This window comes from Agrococcus carbonis (genome assembly GCF_900104705.1).
Lineage (GTDB): Bacteria > Actinomycetota > Actinomycetes > Actinomycetales > Microbacteriaceae > Agrococcus > Agrococcus carbonis.
In genome coordinates this window covers 1,999,166-2,014,800 of the sequence record NZ_LT629734.1, presented here as the reverse complement: position 1 = coordinate 2,014,800, position 15,635 = coordinate 1,999,166, and the positions used below count along the sequence as shown (strand labels likewise).

Sequence of the window (15,635 nt, the reverse complement as noted above, 5' to 3'; positions counted from 1 at the left end):
GCTTGCGAAGGCCCCGGCTCTTGCCGGGGCCTTCGGCGTGCGTGACAGTGTTCCCATGAGCGAGCAGCCCGCCACCGTCGACGCCTACATCGCCGGCTTCCCGCCCGAGGTGGCCGAGCGGCTGCAGCAGGTGCGCCGAGCGATCCGCGACGCCGTGCCCGAGCCCGAGGAGCGCATCCGCTACGGCATCGCCGCCGTCATGCTCGGCGGCCGCTACGCGCTGCACTTCGCGGGATGGAAGCAGCACATCGGCCTCTACCCGGTGCCGACGCTGCCCGAGGACCTCGAGGCCGAGGTCGCGCCGCTGCGCTCGGGGAAGGACACGGTGAACCTGCGGCACCGCGACCCGCTGCCGATCGCGCTCGTCGAGCGGATCGCGCGCGCGGTGGTCGCTGCGCGGGGCATCGCGCGCTGACGCCGCAGCCCAGCGGCGCGCCCGGTGAGCCGCCTCAGTCCTCGCGGCTCGAGAGCACGCAGAACTCGTTGCCGTCGATGTCGGCGAGCACGGTCCACGTGACGTCCGGCCCCTGGCCCACGTCGATGCGACGAGCGCCGAGCCCTTCGAGCCGCGCGATCTCGGCGTCGCGACCGTCGCTCGTGTGCGGGGCGAGATCCATGTGGATGCGGTTCTTCGACTGCTTCTCGTGGTCGACGCGCACGAAGACGAGCCCCGGCGGCACCTGATGGAACTCCAGCTTCGGCATGAGCTCTTCCGCCCACTTCGGGATGAGGACCACCTCGTCGTCGGCTTCGTAGGCGATCTGCCAGTCGATCGCCTGCGCCCACCAGCGGGCGAGCCTGCCCGGGTCGGTCGATTCGATCACGTTCGAGTACCAGCGCAGCGCCATCGCAGCCTCCCGGGTCGGTGTGCCGCACAGGCTACGCGAGCCCGCCGACGCGGACGACCCCCGCCCGGCACGGACGGGGGTCGCAGCGGGGCAGCGCGTCAGCTGACGACGGCATCCTGAGTGTCGGAAGCTGCCTCGGGCGCCGCGTCGCGCGGCGGGCGGCGCGACCAGAACGAGGCGAGCAGCGCGCCCGAGACGTTGTGCCACACCGAGAAGATCGCGGCGGGGAGCGCCGCCTCGGGCGAGAAGTGCGTCTTCGCGAGGCCTGCGGCGAGGCCGGAGTTCTGCATGCCGACCTCGATCGCCACGGCGCGCTGCGCGCTCGTGTCGAGCCCGACCGACTTCGCGGCGAGGAAGCCGAGGCCGTAGCCGACGCCGTTGTGCAGGATGACGACGAGCGCGACGAGCAGGCCGACCGAGAGGATCGTGGCGGCGCTGCCCGCGACGACCGCGAGCACGACGAGGGTGATGCCGACGACCGAGACGAGCGGCAGCCAGGGCAGGATGGCCCGCACGACCCGCGGCAGCAGCATCCGCAGCAGGACGCCGGCGATCACCGGCAGCAGCACGATGAAGATGATCGACTGGAAGAGCGCCCACGCGTCGACCGGCAGGTACGAGCCGGCGAGCCACAGCACGAGCAGGGGCGTGAGCACCGGCGCGATGAGGGTCGAGGCGGTCGTCATCGCGACTGAGAGCGCGGTGTCGCCCTTGGCGAGGTAGACCATGACGTTGGATGCGGTGCCGCCGGGCGCGGAGCCGACCAGCACGACGCCGACGAGCAGCTCGGGCGGCAGCTGGAACGCGGTCGCGAGGCCGATGGCGGTGAGCGGCATGATGACGTATTGGGCGACGACGCCGACGACGAACGCCTTGGGCTTCTTGGCGATGACCGTGAAGTCGACCGGCTGCAGGGTGAGGCCCATGCCGAGCATGATGATGCCGAGCAGCACGTTGATCGATGCGCCCAGCGGCAGGAAGACCTGCGGGACGGCGATCGCGACGGCGCCGGCGGCGAGCACGACGAGCGGGAACCAGGTGCCGGCGACGCGACCGATGCGCTCGCCGACAGGTGCGGTGCGGGACATGACGACCTCTCTGTCTGTAGGTATCAGACAGCGTGGCACACGTCGTGTACCCCGGCGCGACCGCTCAGCGCGCGCCGGCCGCGGCGAGCTCGTCGAGCGCCTCCTCGAGCGCGACCCACGCGAGCATCGCGCACTTCACCCGCATCGGGAACCGCGCGACCCCGGCGAACGCGACCGCGTCGCCGAGCAGCTGCTCGTCGGGCTCGACGGCACCGCGCGAGCGCAGCAGCTCGCGCAGCGCCTCGATCCGCTCGCGCGCCTCGGCGACCGTGAGCCCGGTCGCCTCCTCGGCGAGCACCGACGCGGCCGCCTGCGAGATCGAGCAGCCCTGCCCCTCCCAGCCGAGCGCATCCACCCGCCCGTCGACGACGCGCACGCGCAGCCGCACCTCGTCGCCGCACGTGGGGTTGCGCAAGAAGCGCTCGGCGTCGAACGGCTCGATGAGCCCCTCCCCCGCGCGCCGCTTGGCGTGCTCGAGGATGAGCTCCTGGTAGAGACCGGCGAGCGGGTCGGCCATCACGCCGCCCCGAAGTAGGCGCGCACGCCCGAGAGCACGTCGAGGAAGCGGTCGACCTCGCCCTCGGTCGTCGTGAGGTAGGTGGATGCGCGGGTCGTCGCGGCGATGCCGAGGCGGCGGTGCAGGGGCTGGGCGCAGTGGTGGCCGACGCGCGCGGCGATGCCGGCCGCGTCGAGCACCTGGCCGACGTCGTGGGCGTGCACGCCGTCGACGACGACGCTCGCGAGCCCCGCGCGCTCCTCGCCGGGGCGCGGGCCGACGAGCCGCACGCCCGCGATCGAGGCCGCGCCCGCGGCGAGCCGCTCACCGAGCGCGACCTCGTGCGCCTCGATCGCCGGCATGCCGACGGCCTCGAGGTAGTCGACCGCGGCGGCGAGCCCGACGATCGCGCCGACGGGCTGCGTGCCGGCCTCGAACCGCTGCGGCGCGGGCAGGTACTCGCGCTCGGTCATCGTGACGGTCGTGATCATCGAGCCGCCCACGCGCGCCGGCGGCAGCGCGGCGCCGAGCGCCTCGGAGAGGTAGAGCACGCCGACGCCCCCGGGGCCGAGCATCTTGTGGCTCGAGAAGGCGGCGGCGTCGACGCCGAGCGCGCGCAGGTCGACGGGGCGGTGGGGCACCGACTGGCACGCGTCGAGCACCGTGAGGGCACCGACCGCGCGCGCGGCGTCGACGATCGCGGGCACGTCGGCGATGAGCCCGGTGACGTTCGACACGTGGGCGAACGCGACGACCCGCGTGCGCTCGGTGATGAGCGCGCGCGCCGCATCCGCCGTCCACACCCCGTCGTCGTCGACCTCCACCCAGCGCAGCGTCGCGCCCGTCTCGTCGGCGAGCCGCTGCCACGGCAGCAGGTTGGCGTGGTGCTCGGCCTCGGTGACGAGGATCTCGTCGCCCTCGCGGATGCGCAGCGTCGGGTCGACGACGGCGGCCCGGTTGGCCTCGGCGAGCGACAGCGCGACCGAGTTGAGCGCATCCGTCGCGTTCATGGCCCACGAGACCTCGGTCGGCCGGGCGCCGACGAAGCGAGCGATCCGCTCGCGGGCGTGCTCGTAGTCGTCGGTCGCGAGCGCCGCGAGCGTGTGCGCGCCGCGGTGCACGGCGGCGTTCCGCTGCGTGCGGAAGGCCCACTCGGCCTCGAGCACCTGCCGCGGCTGCTGGCTCGTGGCGCCGGAGTCGAGGTAGACGAGCGGCACCCCGCCGGGCTGCTCGGCGAGGATCGGGAAGTCCTGGCGGAGGCGCTCGATGCGCTCCTCGGTCAGGGCGGGCTGGGTTCCGATCGTCACGCCTCCAGGGTAGTAGCCGTGCCTGTCTCCCCCATATGCGGGACGTCGCGCGACGACGCTCAGACGCCCGCGGCGGCCTTCGCGAGCAGCACCGCGCGCTCGCGCTCGTTCCGGGTGCGCTCGGCCGCCTCGGCGAAGGCGGCGCGCGCGTCGTCGGCACGGCCGAGACGGGCGAGCAGCTCGCCGCACACCGAGGGCAGCAGGTGCGAGTCCGCGAGCGCGCGCTGCCCGGCGAGGCCGTCGACGATCGCGAGCGCCGCCTGCGGGCCGAGACCGGGCCCGTCGGCCATCGACACCGCGACCGCGCGGTTGAGCGTGACGACCGGGCTCGGGGCGACGCGCTCGAGCGCCTCGTAGGCGGCGACGATGCGCGCCCAATCGGTGCGGTCGAAGGCGGATGCGTCGGCGTGCGCCTCGGCGATCGCCGCCTGCAGCGCGTAGGAGCCGAGGCCGCGGCCGAACGACTCGGCACGGCGCAGCGCCGCCCGACCCCGCCGGATCGCGCCGCGATCCCAGCGGCGGCGGTCCTGGTCGGCCAGCAGGACCGGCTCGCCATGGCGGTCGACGCGCGCTGGGAAGCGCGCGGCCGTGAGCTCCATGAGCGCGAGCAGGCCGTGCACCTCCGGCTCATCCGGCTGCAGCGCCGCGAGCATCCGCCCGAGCCGGATGGCCTCGCGGCTGAGGTCCGGCCGCATCCAGTCGTCGCCGGCTGTGGCCGCGTGCCCCTCGGTGAAGAGGAGGTAGACGACGCCGAGCACGGCGCGCAGCCGCTGCGGCCGCTCCGCGCGCGGCGGCGCTTCGAAGGGCATGCCCGCGTCGGCGAGCGCCCGCTTGGCGCGCACGATGCGCTGCTGCACCGTGGCGACGGGCTGCAGCAGCAGGCGGGCGATCTCGGTCGTCTCGAGGCCCGCGACGACGCGGAGCGTGAGGGCGACGCGCGCCGCCTCGCCGAGCGAGGGGTGGCACGCCGTGAACACGAGCCGCAGCACGTCGTCGTCGATCTCGTCCGGGTCCCACGGCACCGCATCCGCCGCCTCGTCCTGCCGGAGCTCGAGGTCGTGCCCCAGCGCCGCGACGCGCTCCGCGAGGCGCTCCTGCCGCCGCCAGAGGTCGATCGCCTTGCGCTTGGCGACCTGCGTGAGCCAGGCCGCGCCGTTGCGGGGCACCCCGGTCGTCGGCCACTGCACGAGCGCGTCGGCGAGCGCCTCCTGTGCGAGATCCTCGGCGAGCGCGAAGTCGCCCGCGTAGCGCGTGAGCGTCGCGACGATGCGCGCCGACTCGATGCGCCACACCGCGACGACGGCGCGCCGGGCGGAGTCGTCCTCCGCGCGGCGCGCCGGCTCGTCGCGGGCTGCGTCAGCCAGCGCTGCCGCCGGGGCTCGCGGCCGCCTTGCGGGCGGCCTGCTCGTCGCGCCAGCCCTCCTCCTTCTGGACCCACTCGTTGTCGGCGGGGAAGTCCTCGGGGCCGGTGACGCGGCGCACCTCGAGCTTGGCGCCCGGGCCCAGCGGGCAGCGCTTCGCCCACTCGGCGGCCTCCTCCTTCGAGGCGACCTCGAGGATCCAGAAGCCGTTGAAGAGCTCCTTCGTCTCGCCGTAGGGGCCGTCGGTCACGAGCGGCGGGTCGGCCGAGAAGTCGACGACGAAGCCCTCGCTCGCATCGCTCAGCCCCTCGCCGGCCAGCAGCACGCCGGCCTCCATCATCGACTCGTTGTACTTCCCCATGGCCTCGATGACCTGCTCGAAGGGCATCTCCTTGTACGCCTCGACGGCTGCGTCGTCCGAGCGCATGATGAGCATGTACTGCATGGTCCTGACTCCTTGTCGTGGGGGTCGCTGCTCGACCCTCTCACTCCAGACGTCGAACGGGGAAGCGCCGGATCGACATCGCCGCCCGGATTCCTGCGCGCGGGCTCGCACCGCTTCGCTCAGGGGCCGAAGCCGCCCGAGCTGCGGCTCGCGTTCGGCCACGCGGCGGCCGCGAGGTTCCACGCGGCGCCGATCGCGGCGGCTGCGACGATGCCGGTGGGCAGCAGCCCGAGCGCGGTGGTCGCCGCCGCGCCGAGCAGCATCGCGAAGGCGAGCAGCAGCGTGACGAAGGCGACGCGGCTCGGGCGGCCGCGGGCGCGCATCCGCAGGCCCGAGCCGGCGAGCAGCCCGGCGGCGCCGATCGCGATGGTCGGCAGCATGGCGCGCTCGACCCACATCGCGACCCGGCTGTCGTCGTGGGCGACGCCCGCGGCATCCGCGACGACCGCCTCGACGAGCAGCCAGCCGCACAGCGCGAGCGCCGGCAGCACGGCGATGAGCGCGACGACGCCGAAGCGCTCGGCGCGCAGCCGCACCTGATCCCACGTGGCGCGCACGATGAGCGCGACGAGGCCGAGCGAGACGAGGGCGGCTGCGGCGCTCGAGACGACGGCGGTGAGCACGGCTACGCCGCTGTCGCACGCCCACGCGCCGTCGACGAGCGCGCACCCGTGCCGCAGCCGCCCCTGCAGCCAGGCGGCCGGTGCGGCGCTCACGAGCAGGCTCGCGACGAGGCCGATCCCGAGCGTCCACAGCGCCGCCCGCCGTGCTCCCCGCTCGCGCGTCGCCACCTGCCCCATGCGCCCATCATCCTCGCGCCCGCCCCGCCGCGCACGCGACGACCTCCACCCTCGCGCCCGCGCCCCAGCCTCCGCCCCCTCGCGGCGCTGGTCGCGCGGTCTGCGGGGTGTCGAGTTATGACGAAGGCCGGATGCCCCTCGCGGGCATCCGGCCTTCGTCATTGTCTGAGCTGAGGAGCAGACCGCGCGACCAGCGCGCTACCCCCTCACTCCCATTCGATCGTCCCCGGCGGCTTCGACGTCACATCGAGCACGACGCGGTTGACCTCCGCCACCTCGTTGGTGATGCGGTTCGAGATGCGTGCGAGCACGTCGTAGGGCAGGCGCGTCCAGTCGGCCGTCATGGCGTCCTCGGAGGAGACGGGGCGCAGCACGATCGGGTGGCCGTAGGTGCGCCCGTCGCCCTGCACGCCCACCGAGCGCACATCGGCGAGCAGCACCACGGGGCACTGCCAGATCTCATCATCGAGGCCGGCGGCGGTGAGCTCGGCGCGCGCGATCGCGTCCGCGCGGCGCAGGGTGTCGAGGCGCTCCTCGGTGACCTCGCCGATGATGCGGATGCCGAGGCCCGGCCCGGGGAAGGGCTGGCGGCCGACGATCGCCTCGGGCAGGCCCAGCTCGCGACCGATCGCGCGCACCTCGTCCTTGAACAGCGCCCGCAGCGGCTCGATGAGCTGGAACTGCAGGTCGTCGGGCAGGCCGCCGACGTTGTGGTGGCTCTTGATGTTGGCGGTGCCGGTGCCGCCGCCCGACTCGACGACGTCGGGGTAGAGCGTGCCCTGCACGAGCCAGCGGATCGGCTCGCCCTCGCTCGCGGCCTCTGCGGCGAGGTCGCGCTCGGCCTGCTCGAAGACGCGGATGAACTCGCGACCGATGATCTTGCGCTTCTGCTCCGGGTCGGTGACGCCCGCGAGCGCCTGCATGAACCGCTCGCGCGCGTCGACGGTCACGAGCCGCACACCGGTCGAGGCGACGTAGTCCTCCTCGACCTGCCGGCGCTCGTCCTGCCGCAGCAGGCCGTGGTCGACGAAGACGCACACGAGCTGGTCGCCGACCGCCTCGTGCACGAGTGCGGCGGCGACGGCGGAGTCGACGCCGCCCGAGAGCGCGCACAGCACCTTGTCGCTGCCGACGGTCTCACGGATGCGCGCGACCTGCTCCTCGATGATGTTCCCCGAGTCCCAGTCGCCCGGGAGCCCCGCGATGCCGTGCAGGAACGACTCGAGCACCTTCTGGCCGTGCTCGGAGTGCTTGACCTCCGGGTGCCACTGCACGCCGGCCATCCGCCGCTCGCGGTCCTCGAAGGCCGCGACCGGGGTGTCGGCGGTCGTCGCGAGCACGGTGAAGCCCTCCGGCGCTTCCGAGACCGAGTCGCCGTGGCTCATCCACACCGTCTGCGCGCCCGGCTGGCCCTCGAGCAGCGCGCCCGAGGCATCCACCGACATCGCCGTGGAGCCGTACTCGCGGCGGCCGGTGCGGGCGACGGTGCCGCCGAAGTGCGACGCCATGACCTGGAAGCCGTAGCAGATGCCGAGCGTGGGGATGCCGAGGTCGAGGATGCCCTCGTCGAGCCGCGGGGCGCCCGGCTCGTACACGCTCGAGGGGCCGCCCGAGAGCACGATCGCCGCGGGGTCCTTGGCGCGCACCTCGTCGGCGGTGATGGTCGAGGGCACGATCTCGCTGTAGACGTCGGCCTCGCGCACGCGTCGCGCGATGAGCTGCGCGTACTGCGCGCCGAAGTCGATCACGAGCACGGGCCGCTGAGCGGTGTCGGACATCAGGCCTCCTGGGGCGTGGATGCGGCGGCGGTGGCGGATGCGTCGTCGCGCCGGGCCCTCTCGGCCTCCAGGCGCGCGAGGTCGTCGAGCGCGACGCGGTGCATGCGGTGCTCGACGATGAACGACAGGAAGGGCACGACGCCGCCGAGCGCCATGGCCAGCAGACGGCCGAAGGGCCAGCGCAGCTTCGACCAGAGGCGGAAGCACGCGAGCAGGTAGACGACGTAGATCCAGCCGTGCACGATGAGGATCGCGAGCGAGACGTTGAAGCCGTCGCCGAGCGAGGCGATCTCGCAGCCCATGCCGCCGGGCACGAAGAGCGAGTACCACTGGCAGCCCTCGGCGGGCACGACGGGCGCGAGGGCGAGCGGCCCGCGCGAGCCGCCGGCGAAGACCTCGACGTGCGTCGGCGAGTACTTGAGCACCATCTCGGCGACGAGCAGCAGCAGGAAGACGCCCGTCACCCACGACATCACGCGGTAGAAGCCGACGGCCGAGCGGATCTGGGGCAGCTGTTCGATGGGGCGGGGCACGGGTGCCAGTCTATCGGCGCGGGCGATCGCCATCGGCGGGCCCGGCGACGGCGCCGGGGCCGGGGCCGGCTTCGGCCGCCGCTTGCGCATCCTCGATCGCCTCGACCTCGCGCTCGACCGCATCCTTCACGAGGCGGTACCAGAGGTAGAAGGCGAAGAGCATGAAGGCGACCCACTCGATCGCGTAGAAGATGTTGAGCGCGTTGAGCTGCGTGTCGACCTCGGGCCGCATCGAGACGATCGGCTCGGCGTCGCCCTCGAGGGCCCCGGATGCGGCTGCCGACGGCTCGTCGAGGATCGCGTACGACCCGTAGACGAGCCCGTTCCAGTCGCTCCACTGGTTGATGAGCGCCGCGACGCTCATGGCCTCGCGCGTGCCGTCCCTGAGGTCGCCCATCGTGGGCGCCTCGGGCGGCATGAGCCGTCCGACGAGGTCTGCGGGCGCATCCGCCGCGTGCGTCTCGGCGAGCACGGCCGCCGCCCGCTCGGCCTCACCGGCGTCGGGGTACCAGGCGAGCGCGACCGGGAGCGAGGCGGGCTCGCCCTGCGGCTGCTCGACGAGCACCCGGCCGATGACCCAGGTGCCGGTGTCGCCGTGCTGGTCGCGGCCCGCGATCGTGTCGAAGTCCTCGGGCACCCACGCGCCGCGGAAGGCGACCATGCGGCCGCCCGCCTCGGTCGTGAGCGTCGACGCGGGCTCGGCGACGGTCTCGAGCGGCACGGCGGTCTCGGTGTCGCGGTCGTCGGCGCGGCCCTGCTCGACGGCCCGCTCGATCTGCCACTGGCCGAGCAGCGCGAACACGCCCGCGACGGCGATGCACAGCACGAGCACGCCGATCCACCGCGGGCGCCGCGCGACGTCCTTGAAGGTGGGGGTGGGGGTGCTCATGTGCCCCCTCAGTCTATCGGCGCGAGGCGCCCCGGCGGCGGCCGCTCGACGACCGCCGCGGCAGGCGGACCGTCGCCGAGGGGCAGCGCGCTACCGCGCGGCCGGCTCGGGGCGCGTGCCCACGGTGTCGCCCGTCGGCAGGGCGCTCAGCGGCACGATGTCGGGCGCCTCGAGGCGGGCGCGGTCGGCGGAGGCGTCGTCGGGCAGCTCCTGGCTCGCGAGCTCGGCGGCCACCCGCTTGTTGTAGTGGTTGACCTCCTTCTCGATCCGCGCCTCGTCCCAGCCGAGCGCATCCGCCATGATCCGCGCGGCGACCGGCGCGGCCTTGACGCCGCGGTCCCACGACTCGATCGAGATGCGCGTGCGCCGCGTGAGCACGTCGTCGAGGTGCAGCGCGCCCTCGTGGGTGCACGCGTAGCGCACCTCGACGCCGAGGTAGTCATCGGCGCCCGGCAGCGGCTCGGCGAGCGACGGGTCGGCCCGCAGCATGTCGAGCAGCTCGTCGGTGAGCACGCCGTAGCGGTTCAGCAGGTGCTCGACGCGAGCCTTGTGCACCCCGAAGGCGCGGGCGATCTTCGCGCGCTTGTTCCACGCGGCGCGGTAGCCCGTGGCTCCGAGCAGCGGGATCTGGTCGGTGCACGACTCGGGCACCTTGCCGTCCATCGCGCTCACGGCCTCGTCGATCGCATCCTTCGCCATCACGCGGTAGGTGGTCCACTTGCCGCCCGCGACGAGCACGAGGCCCGGCACGGTGTGCGAGACGTGGTGCTCGCGCGAGAGGTTGGCGGTCGACGAGCCGTCGCCGGCGGCGAGCAGCGGCCGCAGTCCCGCGTAGACGCCCTCGACGTCGGCGCGCGTGAGCTTGGTCGCGAGCACCGAGTTGACGTGGTCGAGGATGTAGTCGATGTCGGCGGCGGTCGCCGCGGGATGCGCCTTGTCGAGATCCCAGTCGGTGTCGGTCGTGCCGATGATCCAGTGGCGCCCCCACGGGATGACGAAGAGCACGCTCTTCTCGGTGCGCAGGATGAGGCCCATCTCGGAGTGGAAGCGGTCGCGCGGCACCACGAGGTGCACGCCCTTCGACGCGCGCACCTTGAACTCGCCGCGCTCGCCGACCATCGCCTGCGTCTCGCCCGTCCACACGCCCGTCGCGTTCACGACCTGCTTCGCGCGGATCTCGAACTGCTCGCCGGTCTCGTAGTCGTGCGCCTGCACGCCGACGACGCGCTCGCCCACCTTGAGGAAGCCCTCCGCGCGCACGCGGCTCGCGACGTGCGCGCCGTAGAAGGATGCGGTGCGCGCGAGCTCGGCGACGTAGCGGGCGTCGTCGACCTGGGCGTCGTAGTAGGTGAGTCCGCCGACGAAGGCGTCGGGGTCGAGCGACGGGATCTGCTTGAGCACCTGCTTCTTGGTGAGGTGCCGGTGCAGCGGCACGCCCGGCTTCATGAAGCCCGTGTAGCTGAAGACGTCGTAGAGCGCCATGCCCGCGCCGATGTAGGCGCGCTCGACGAGCGGCGTCTCGAGCGGGTAGAGGAAGCGCACGGGCTTCGCGAGGTGCGGGGCGATGCGCTGCAGCAGCAGGCCGCGCTCGATGAGCGCCTCGCGCACGAGCCCGAAGTTGAGCTGCTCGAGGTAGCGGATGCCGCCGTGGATGAGCTTCGACGAGCGGCTCGACGTGCCCGAGGCGAAGTCGCGCGCCTCGATGAGCCCGACGCGCAGGCCGCGCGTCACGGCGTCGAGCGCGGCGCCCGTGCCGACGATGCCGCCGCCGATCACGAGCACGTCGACCTCGCGCTCGCGCATCGAGCGCAGCGCGGCGGCGCGCTCCTCGGGGCCGAGCTTCCTCGACCGACTCACACTGTTGGTGGTCTCAGCCATGGATCCTCCTTCGGTGCGCCGCCCGGCGGGCGGCCTAGCGCGGTGGGTTGGCCTCCACGACCACGTCGATCCGCTGGAACTCCTTGAGGTCCTTGTATCCCGTGGTCGACATGGCCTTGCGCAGCGCTCCCATGATGTTCGCCGTCCCGTCGGCGACGGGCGACGGGCCGTTCAGCACCACGTCGAGCGGGCCGACCTGGTCGACCTGCACGCGGTTGCCGCGCGGCAGCTTCTGGTTGTGCGCCTCCGGGCCCCAGTGCCAGCCGCGACCGGGCGCATCCGTGGCCCGTGCGAGCGCCGTGCCGAGCATGACGGCGTCGGCGCCGCACGCGAGCGACTTGACGACCTGGCCGGAGGTGCCGAGCGAGCCGTCGGCGATGACGTGCACGTAGCGCCCGCCCGATTCGTCGAGGTAGTCGCGGCGTGCCGCGGCCACGTCGCTCACGGCGGTCGCCATGGGCGCCGCGACGCCGAGCACCTTCTCGCTCGTCGACGCCGCTCCCCCGCCGAAGCCCACGAGCACGCCGGCCGCGCCGGTGCGCATGAGGTGCAGCGCCGCCGTATAGGTCACGACGCCGCCGACCACGACGGGCACGTCGAGCTCGTAGATGAACTGCTTGAGGTTGAGGGGGGCGGATGCGTCGGCCGAGACGTGCTCGGCGCTCACGGTCGCGCCCCGGATGACCATGAGGTCGACGCCCGCGGCGAGCACCGTCTCGTAGTGCTCCTGCACCGCCTGGGGGCTCAGGCTGCCGGAGACCACGACGCCCGCGTCGCGCACCTGTGCGAGCCGGTCGCGGATGAGCTCGGGCTTGATCGGCTCGGCGTAGATCTCGCGCATGCGGCTCGTCGCGAGGTCGGCCGGCAGGCCCGCGATCTCGGCGAGCAACGGCTCGGGGTCGTCGTAGCGCGTCCACACGCCCTCGAGGTTGAGCACGCCGAGGCCGCCAGCGCGCCCGAGCGCGATCGCCGTCGCGGGGCTCATCACCGAGTCGGTGGGCGCGCCGATGACGGGGATGTCGAACTTGAAGGCGTCGATCTGCCACTGGAGCGAGACCAGGTCGCTGTCGCGCGTGCGGCGGGAGGGCACGATGCTGATGTCGTCGAACCCGTACCCCGTGCGCGCCCGCTTGCCGCGGCCGATCTCGATCTCCGTCACGCTGCCAGCCTATCGCCGCCTTCCCACGAGACCGCCCAGGGCGGCGCGGGCAGCTCCTGCGAGGGGCTCGGGCGCGAGCGCGGCGCCGCCGCTGCCGCGCGGACGTCGCGCGGGCGACGGCGCCGGGCTCACCCGCCGAGCACGCTCTTGATCCGCAGGAGCGCGGCCTCGAGCTCGTCGCGCACGGTCGCGGCCTTCGCCGTCGTCATGTGCTCGCCGCCGGATGCGCGCGCCGCCTCGCGCACGCGCTGCCGGAAGTCGGTCAGCGCGAGGTCGATGTCGTGGACCGCCATGCGCGCCGCGGCCCGCTCGCCCGGATGCCGCGCATCCGCCCCCGTGCTGTCGTGCGAGCGCCACGGGGCCTCGGCGTGCGGCCACGGCTCGGCCGGAGGCACCGCGGCCCCGGACGTCGCGCTCGGCCGCGCGGCGTCGGGCGCCGACGGCGTCGGCGTCGACGGCGTCGATGGCCGGGGCGGATGCGGCGCCGACGCGGGCGTGCGCCGCGCGTCGCGCTCGGCCGCCGCGAGGTCGGCCCGCAGCGCCTGCATGGCGCTCCGCACCCCCGCGCGCACGTCCGAGGCCATCCGCCGCACCGAGTCGGTGATCTCGCTCTCGAGGTCGCGCAGCTCACCCTCGCGCCCCGCGAGCTCGGCCCGGCCGGCGTCGGTGATCGCGTACGTCGCCTTGCGGCCCTCGACGGCCTTCGTGACGAGCCCCTCCTCCTCGAGCTTCGCGAGCCGCGGGTAGATCGTGCCCGCGCTCGGCGAGTACGTGCCGCCGAAGCGCTGCTCGAGCGCCTGCATGAGCTCGTAGCCGTGGCGCGGCGCCTCGGCGAGCAGGCTCAGGAGGTAGAGGCGCAGCGCGCCGTGGCCGAACACGGGCGTCATGACTCGCCCCGTCGCACGACCGTGACGTCGCCCGAGACGGTGTTGGCCGAGAGCGCGAACGCGTTCGTGCCGTCGATCGTCTCGCTGCCGCCGCGCTTGGGCATCGCCCGGCCGGCGATCGTGCCGCGGCCCGAGACGGTGCGCGTCGTCGCCCGCACGCCCTGCCCGGCATCGAGCCGCACGGTGATGTCGCCCGAGACCGAGTTGGCCGAGAGCGCGCGCGGCGAGCCGTGCACGTCGAGCAGCACCTCGCCGCTCACGGTGTCGATGCCGATCTCGCGCAGCTCGCCCGACGCGGTCACGCTCGCCGAGACGCCGTGGACCGAGAGCCGGCCGGCGCCGCCGGAGACCTCCACGTCGCCCGAGACGGTGTTGAGGTCGAGGTCGCCGCGGTGCGACTCGATCTGCAGCGGCCCCGAGACGGTGCTCAGGCTGCTGCTCGCGCTCAGGCCCGACACGAGGGCGGATGCGCTCACCTGGCCGAGCGACAGGGCGACCTGCCGGGGCACGACGATGCTCAGCTCGACGCGGGCGCGGACGCCCACGAGGGCCTTCACCGACTCCCACACGTCGTCCCAGCTCACCCTCGGATGCGCGATCGAGAGGCGCCCGCGCTCGAGCGTGACCGTGAGGTCGCGGCCCTCGACGCGGTGCACCTCGACGCGCGCGGTCGGCTCGTCGTGGCCGACGATGTCGACCGAGCCCCCGACGATGCCGACGCGCAGCGCCGTCACCGCATCCAGGTCGATGACCCGGCTCTCGCCCTCGCGCACCGTCCACCGCTCGGTGATGCTGTCGGCGCCCGAGGCGCTCGCCCCGGATGCGCTGCGGGGCGTCTCGTCGCCCGGCCACCCCTCGCCGCGCGCGCCGTAGCCCGCGCCGCCGTCCCGCTGCTGGTCCATGCTGGCTCCCTCGCCTCCTGCCGGGACGCCCCGGCGGCGCCCTCTCGCGATATATCGCGTCTGTGGCACTCACGATATATCGCGTCTTCGCGTCCCGCAACACCCAGTTCCCCGCCCCTTCCAGCCGAGAGGTAGCGCTCCGCCCAAGGGGTAGCTGCGCGCCGCTCCCCCTCGGGCGCGCGGCTACCCCTCGCCGACGCGACGAGCCGCTCGGCGCGCGCCCGCCTGGCCGTCCACAGCGCGTCGGGTGCTGCGCGCGATCGCGCCCGGCTATCGCCGATCATGCGCGCATGGCCCTCGACCTGATCCCCGCGAGCGACGCCGACCCGGCACGCGCCCGGCACGACCCGTCGCTGCTGCGCGTCCGCCGTGGCATCTACGTCGATCGCGCGGCGGCCGAGGCACTCACGCACGAGGCCCGCCACGTGCTGCGGGTGCGGGCGGTCGCGGCCGCGCGGCCGGACGCGATCTTCGCCCGCGAGTCCGCGCTCGCCCTCGCGGGCGCACCGCACGGGCGCCCCTCCGACGTCTTCACGATCGGCGACCCCAACATGCCGGGCGTGCTCGCCGGCGTGCGCAACTCCCACGTGGCCGTCGCCGACGCCGACATCGTGCGCGAGGACGGGATCGCGCGCTGCACCCCGGCGTACGCGCTCGCGCACCTGGCGCGCGTCGGGCGGCAGGTCGACGCGGTCAGCGCCCTCGACTGGGCGCTGCGGCTCGAGGTCGTCACGAAGGACGAGGTGACGGATGCGCTCGGTCGCCAGGGCCCGCGCGGCCGGCGACGCGCGGCGTGGGCGATCGGCTTCGCCGACCCGCTCGCCGGGTCGGTCGGCGAGTCGTGGAGCCGGGTCGCGATCCATCGGGTGGGCGCGCCGCCGCCGCAGTTGCAGGTGCGGGTGCTGACGCGCCTCGGCGCGCGCTTCCCCGACTTCCTCTGGGAGCGGCCGGGGCGACGGCCACTGGGCGGGGAGTTCGACGGCGCGTGGAAGTACGGCGTGATCGCCGACGCGAACGGCGTGCAGCCGGTCGACGCCGTCATCGAGGAGAAGCGCCGCGACGACGCGCTCCGCGAGCACATCGACACGCTCCACTGGATGTGGGATGCCGCGCAGCGTCCGCTGATGCTCGGCCGGCTGCTCGCCGCGCACGACGTGCCTGTGCGCTCCGCGCTGCTGCCCGGCTGGTGAGCGAGCGCGCGCCGCCGATCGCCGCACGCCCGGCAAGCGCGGCGAGGGGTAGCGGAGCGCCCGTCAGGGAACCG

The 15,635-nt window shown here is 74.1% G+C and carries 16 protein-coding genes; 2 read left to right on the top strand and 14 right to left on the bottom strand.

Features of this window, described 5'->3' with window-relative positions:
• Positions 1-55 precede the first annotated feature (55 nt).
• Positions 56-415 carry an iron chaperone gene (locus BLT67_RS09760; RefSeq protein WP_092666839.1) on the top strand — a complete coding sequence of 120 codons (360 nt, stop codon included), beginning with the start codon at positions 56-58 and terminating at the stop codon, positions 413-415.
• Between the two features lie 34 nt (positions 416-449).
• Here the strand turns inward: BLT67_RS09760 and BLT67_RS09755 are convergent, their stop codons facing one another.
• From BLT67_RS09755 to BLT67_RS09690, 14 genes are all read right to left on the bottom strand, one after another.
• A complete protein-coding gene (locus BLT67_RS09755; RefSeq protein ID WP_092666838.1) occupies positions 450-848 on the bottom strand; it encodes a VOC family protein in 399 nt (132 codons plus the stop codon).
• 98 nt (positions 849-946) lie between these two features.
• The gene (locus tag BLT67_RS09750) at positions 947-1,936 is read right to left on the bottom strand and encodes a bile acid:sodium symporter family protein (protein WP_092666837.1); all 990 of its coding nucleotides are present in this window, start codon (positions 1,934-1,936) and stop codon (positions 947-949) included.
• A gap of 64 nt (positions 1,937-2,000) precedes the next feature.
• Positions 2,001-2,453: a Fe-S cluster assembly sulfur transfer protein SufU gene (sufU, locus tag BLT67_RS09745; protein WP_092666836.1), complete on the bottom strand. Its 453-nt coding sequence runs from the start codon at positions 2,451-2,453 to the stop codon at positions 2,001-2,003.
• Positions 2,453-3,733 (bottom strand): aminotransferase class V-fold PLP-dependent enzyme, encoded by a 1,281-nt coding sequence (locus BLT67_RS09740; protein WP_092667614.1) that lies wholly within the window; start codon positions 3,731-3,733, stop codon positions 2,453-2,455. The genes sufU and BLT67_RS09740 overlap by 1 nt, the downstream gene beginning before the upstream one ends.
• 65 nt (positions 3,734-3,798) lie before the next feature.
• Positions 3,799-5,031: an RNA polymerase sigma factor gene (locus BLT67_RS09735; protein WP_231945462.1), complete on the bottom strand. Its 1,233-nt coding sequence runs from the start codon at positions 5,029-5,031 to the stop codon at positions 3,799-3,801.
• Positions 5,032-5,095: 64 nt separating this feature from the next.
• Complete coding sequence (locus BLT67_RS09730) at positions 5,096-5,545, bottom strand: YciI family protein (RefSeq protein WP_092666834.1); 450 nt, start codon at positions 5,543-5,545, stop codon at positions 5,096-5,098.
• A gap of 119 nt (positions 5,546-5,664) precedes the next feature.
• Positions 5,665-6,345 carry a hypothetical protein gene (locus tag BLT67_RS09725; protein WP_092666833.1) on the bottom strand — a complete coding sequence of 227 codons (681 nt, stop codon included), beginning with the start codon at positions 6,343-6,345 and terminating at the stop codon, positions 5,665-5,667.
• A gap of 206 nt (positions 6,346-6,551) precedes the next feature.
• The gene (gene guaA, locus BLT67_RS09720; RefSeq protein WP_092666832.1) at positions 6,552-8,123 is read right to left on the bottom strand and encodes a glutamine-hydrolyzing GMP synthase; all 1,572 of its coding nucleotides are present in this window, start codon (positions 8,121-8,123) and stop codon (positions 6,552-6,554) included.
• Complete coding sequence (locus BLT67_RS09715; protein WP_231945461.1) at positions 8,123-8,656, bottom strand: DUF3817 domain-containing protein; 534 nt, start codon at positions 8,654-8,656, stop codon at positions 8,123-8,125. Before BLT67_RS09715 ends, guaA begins: the two co-directional genes overlap by 1 nt.
• Before the next feature lie 10 nt (positions 8,657-8,666).
• Complete coding sequence (locus BLT67_RS09710) at positions 8,667-9,545, bottom strand: SURF1 family cytochrome oxidase biogenesis protein (RefSeq protein ID WP_092666831.1); 879 nt, start codon at positions 9,543-9,545, stop codon at positions 8,667-8,669.
• Between the two features lie 90 nt (positions 9,546-9,635).
• Positions 9,636-11,423: a glycerol-3-phosphate dehydrogenase/oxidase gene (locus BLT67_RS09705; RefSeq protein ID WP_092666830.1), complete on the bottom strand. Its 1,788-nt coding sequence runs from the start codon at positions 11,421-11,423 to the stop codon at positions 9,636-9,638.
• A 34-nt stretch (positions 11,424-11,457) separates the two neighbouring features.
• Positions 11,458-12,582 (bottom strand): GuaB3 family IMP dehydrogenase-related protein, encoded by a 1,125-nt coding sequence (locus BLT67_RS09700; protein WP_092666829.1) that lies wholly within the window; start codon positions 12,580-12,582, stop codon positions 11,458-11,460.
• A gap of 128 nt (positions 12,583-12,710) precedes the next feature.
• Positions 12,711-13,469: a PadR family transcriptional regulator gene (locus BLT67_RS09695; protein WP_092666828.1), complete on the bottom strand. Its 759-nt coding sequence runs from the start codon at positions 13,467-13,469 to the stop codon at positions 12,711-12,713.
• A complete protein-coding gene (locus BLT67_RS09690) occupies positions 13,466-14,371 on the bottom strand; it encodes a DUF4097 family beta strand repeat-containing protein (protein ID WP_092666827.1) in 906 nt (301 codons plus the stop codon). The genes BLT67_RS09695 and BLT67_RS09690 overlap by 4 nt, the downstream gene beginning before the upstream one ends.
• A 290-nt stretch (positions 14,372-14,661) precedes the next feature.
• On the opposite strand from BLT67_RS09690, the gene BLT67_RS09685 reads away from it, so the two are divergent.
• On the top strand, positions 14,662-15,561 hold the full coding sequence (locus BLT67_RS09685) for a hypothetical protein (protein WP_092666826.1): 900 nt from the start codon (positions 14,662-14,664) through the stop codon (positions 15,559-15,561).
• Positions 15,562-15,635 lie beyond the last annotated feature (74 nt).